Below are 4,279 nucleotides of genomic sequence, written 5' to 3'. Positions count from 1 at the left end.
GCTTTTACTATTGGTATATTGGCTGGTGCAATATCAACTACTGGTTTTGCACTTCTTCAGAGTAAACAACAAAAGCTTATTAAGTCTGTTGATACATGTGGTGTTACCAATTTACATGGCTTGCCGGGCTTGCTAGGCGGTTTGTCAGCCATTCCTATGGTTAGTGGTATTAATGTTTCCAGTCAGTTGTCGGGTATACTAATAACTGGTGTCTCGGCCTTAATATTTGGATTTTTAACAGGAAAATTCATTTCTTTATTTGGACACAGACAGGAAGCATATCTTGATGCTGAAGAGTTTGAAGATGCAGATTGATAAATAAGATATTCATCTGAAATCCTCTTAAACGAAATACTTTAAGAGGATTTTTTGTTTGTTAATATTGATTGATTCTCTTTTCCTCAGGTTTAGAGCCTTCTTGTAAAATTCGGCCTTATATATGCTAATCATCGCCTAAACTTTTATTTTATGTAATTTTATGGGATATATTAATCGCCAATAATTCAATCAATAGCAATATGGTAAAAAATGATGATGATAGGCTTAATTCAGAATGGTTAATTCCATTTATACTAAAATATAAATGGTTGCTTGTCCTGAGTGGGTTTATTGGTGCACTGATTGTGTTTATTGGGTGCCTTATTACAACGCCTAAATATCAGGCATCAGCAATTGTATATGCAGCAGGTGTTAATGCCAGTAATCCAATGCAATTAGCTGAAGGAAATTCAATGTTGTTATTGCAGTTGTTGGAGTCGAGTTATTTGAAAGACAGTTTAACAATTCGCCTGAATCTTGCTGAACATTATCAAATAAATACATCAAAAAAAGATTGGAAAACTGCCGTTGGAGCTGAATACGATAAAAATGTCAGTTTCAAACGAACATTATACAAATCCATTCGCATTAGGGTTCTTGATAAAGATCCAGAATTTGCTGCTGAAATGGCCAATGCCATTGTAACAATTAGTAACGAAATCAATACAAAAATAGTAAAGGTTAATACGGTTGGTTATTTGAATTCAGTGGAAGAAAAATATCATGAAAAAAAAGCAGAAGTCGATAAGCTTGCATTGGAAATATCCTCTTTAAAAAATATAAATATTGATGATGCAAGGAGTAACTTGGAAGCAAAACTTTTCATTAAGAATTCAAATATTAACAAAATAAGAATAAAAATAACAAGTATCCGAAAGGAGCATGAGGTGCATGGATTGAGTCAACAATTGGATAATGTTCAAAGTCAATTTACCAGAACGGAAAGTCAATTGAAACACGAAACGGCAAAGTTTGCTGTTTATGAAGAACGTTTATCACCCTTCGATTCGTTGCGAATAATTTCAGAAGCCCAAGTTGCAGGTTTAAAAGAGAAAAAGGAATCGCTGAAAACAAAGCTTAACAAACTCAATCAGTCCAACGATGAATATATAAGACTGAATAATGAACTTGCATTGGAAATTCAGACTCGCGATCAATTGGTGAGGCGAATTGAAACAATTCAAAATACGTTTGAACCCGGTGTTCAGAGTATTGAAATGTTTAAAAAACAAAGTCATTTTGAAAATGAGTTAGCACAACTGGCTGCTTTTAAGAAAGAATTTGAGAAAGCAAAATCCAACTATGAAAGAGCAGAACCTGGGTCATATTTGATCAGCCAAGCAGTAGCAAACTACAACAAAGCCTATCCCAATACCCTGATGTTTATTCTCATTGGGTTTTTCTTATCAGTATTTCTGTCCTTTTTTGCCTTACTGATCTTCAAGAAAGCTTAGCCTACACAATGAATTTTAAATCCATCAGCAGATTACAAGCATTTCTTTTAATTTCAGGCATTATCAGCTTCGGGATATTTATGACAATAGCTATTTTCAGGGATTCTTTGATCTTAAAAGCAGTTGCCTTGTCGATACCTTTTCTGTTGTTGCTGATCTATTTTGCCGTATTGCATCCCAAAATTTTTGTTGCTGTTCTTATTGTGTTATTGCCACTGTCTATCAATCTTGAAAATACCCCTTTTGGATTTGGTATTAGTCTACCTGCTGAAGTTTTGGTGACTTTAATGGCCTTTCTTGTTCTTGTTAATTTAGTTAAAGGGAAAGATGTAGACTTCCAATTTATCAAACATCCGGTTAGTATTGCAATTCTGATAAATCTGATATGGATGTTTTTGACATCATTAACGAGTACAATGCCTTTGATTTCTGTAAAATATCTTTTTATACGGATAAATTTTCTTTTGGTATTTTATTATTTAATTGCTCAACTTTTTGGAACAAAACAAGGTGTACAGCTCTTCTTTTGGCTTTATGGAAGCAGTTTGCTTGTTGTCATCTTTATCATTTTACTGAAGCATTCTCAGTTTGGTTTTACACAAGAAGTTAACCATTGGGCAGCAAAACCATTTTTCAAAGATCACACTATTTATGGTGCGTGTGTTGTGATGATGTTACCCTTTTTTATTGCACGGATTTTTATCAAGCAGCTGGATCTTAAATTTCCTAGAATTTTTTCCTTTGCCATTGTTCCCTTACTTTTAGTATCCATTTTTACTTCCTATTCTCGAGCAGTTTGGTTGAGCATTGGAATTATTAGTATTTTTTTAATACTTCTTCAATTAAAAATTCCAGCCAAGTACATTAGCCTTGGACTGGTGTTATTAGTATTATCGATGTGGTTTGTACGTGAACCAATCCTCATACAGTTGCAGGATGTTCAAAGTCAGCGAGGTACAGATGTAAAAGAGCACCTTACATCGGCAGCTAATATTGAATCAAGTGTGTCGAATAAGGAGCGGGTAAATAGATGGGAATGTGCTATTGATATGTTTTTGGAAAAACCTTTTTTAGGTTATGGTCCGGGAACTTATCCATTTCAGTATGCACCTTTTCAAAACGAAGAAAACATGACCATTATCAGTACTTATGATGGAGATAAAGGGGGTGTGCATTCCGAATATCTTAAACCTTTGGTGGAGTCAGGCATTATTGGTTTTTTAACTTTTGGAGCCATCTTGCTGATGGTGTTGCGTTCGTCTATACGGTTGATATACAGAACGAAAGACAAATCGATTAAATTACTTACTTTAAGTCTTTTATTGGGTTTGTCAACCTATTATTTCCATGGATTTGTTAATTATTTTTCAGAAACAGATAAAGCTGCAGTTTTGTTTTGGGGGATGGCAGGTTTAATAGTGGCTCTTGATATTAAGGAGAAAAAAGTGAACACAGCGAGCAAAACATATGTAAATTTGAAAAATATATCCTTCTAATGGTTATTGCTGCAAAAAAAATAAAATTGACAAGTGATGAAAAGTCGCTATTGGCAACATTGTATTACTATGATGTGTTTCAACACCCATTGCATAAAAATGAGTTACGAAATTCCATAGAAAATCGAGATACAAATTTTATTGACTCAGTATTAAACAACTTATTGAAATATGATTTAATTGGTCAAAAGGATGACTTTTATTTTATTATAGGAAATTCCCAAGTGGTTGAAGAAAGGAAAAATGATGAGCAAAACTTAGATCGTTATTTGAAAATTGCACATTTTATGTCTAAGATCATTGCTTCTTGTCCGTTTGTAAGAGGTGTGAGTTTATCAGGTTCTATTTCAAAAGGGAGGATTTACAAAACAGCAGACATTGACTTTTTCATCATTACCGAAGCAGGTAAATTATATATCAGCCGTTCATTGCTTACATTTTTTAAGAAAGTTTTTCTGTTCAACTCCTATAAATATTTTTGTCTGAATTATTTTGTCGATGTTGATTCTTTGGGTTTTAAAGAACGAAATCGATACGCAGCAACTGAAACCATAACCTTAATTCCTACTTACAATAGTCAGCTTTTTGATAAATTGTTGGATGCAAATGAATGGATCAAGGAGTTATATCCTGGTTTTGAAAGAAAAGATGACAGACATATTATTCCAGAAAGAAGACGACCAATTAAGGCCTTTTTGGAGTTTTTATTACGAAATCAATTTGGAAATTGGCTCGATAGTATATTGATGAAACTGACAGATTCATACAGACGTAATAAGTTTTCACAAATGAGTGAAAAAAAATACACATATGCCTTCCAAACACATAAAAATGTATCCCGTCATCATCCAGATGATTTTCAGAATGATGTGATGCAAAAGTACAATCATAGAATTACTGACTTTGAGAATTCTTGCGGTGTAAGTTTACTGGATGATTAAAAGTATTGAGAAAATAGCATGAAAAACAAAGCAGATCGTAATCCAGATTTATATTATGAAAAAGTAGCCG

The 4,279-nt window shown here is 33.4% G+C and carries 4 protein-coding genes; all 4 read left to right on the top strand.

The features are described 5' to 3' along the window. Positions 1–315: ammonium transporter (locus tag HOG71_09065; protein ID MBT5990995.1), on the top strand; the 315-nt coding region annotated here is incomplete at its 5' end. 203 nt (positions 316–518) lie between these two features. After that, on the top strand, positions 519–1,772 hold the full coding sequence (locus HOG71_09060; GenBank protein ID MBT5990994.1) for a hypothetical protein: 1,254 nt from the start codon (positions 519–521) through the stop codon (positions 1,770–1,772). Positions 1,773–1,780: 8 nt separating this feature from the next. Continuing rightward, positions 1,781–3,268 carry an O-antigen ligase family protein gene (locus tag HOG71_09055; GenBank protein ID MBT5990993.1) on the top strand — a complete coding sequence of 496 codons (1,488 nt, stop codon included), beginning with the start codon at positions 1,781–1,783 and terminating at the stop codon, positions 3,266–3,268. 26 nt (positions 3,269–3,294) lie between these two features. Then, positions 3,295–4,209, top strand: a complete 915-nt coding sequence (locus HOG71_09050; GenBank protein ID MBT5990992.1) for a hypothetical protein — start codon at positions 3,295–3,297, stop codon at positions 4,207–4,209. Positions 4,210–4,279 lie beyond the last annotated feature (70 nt).

This window comes from Bacteroidota bacterium, from assembly GCA_018698135.1.
Lineage (GTDB): Bacteria > Bacteroidota > Bacteroidia > CAILMK01 > JAAYUY01 > JABINZ01.
The sequence above is the reverse complement of the archived record's forward strand: the minus strand, read 5'-3'. Positions and strand labels throughout refer to the sequence as shown.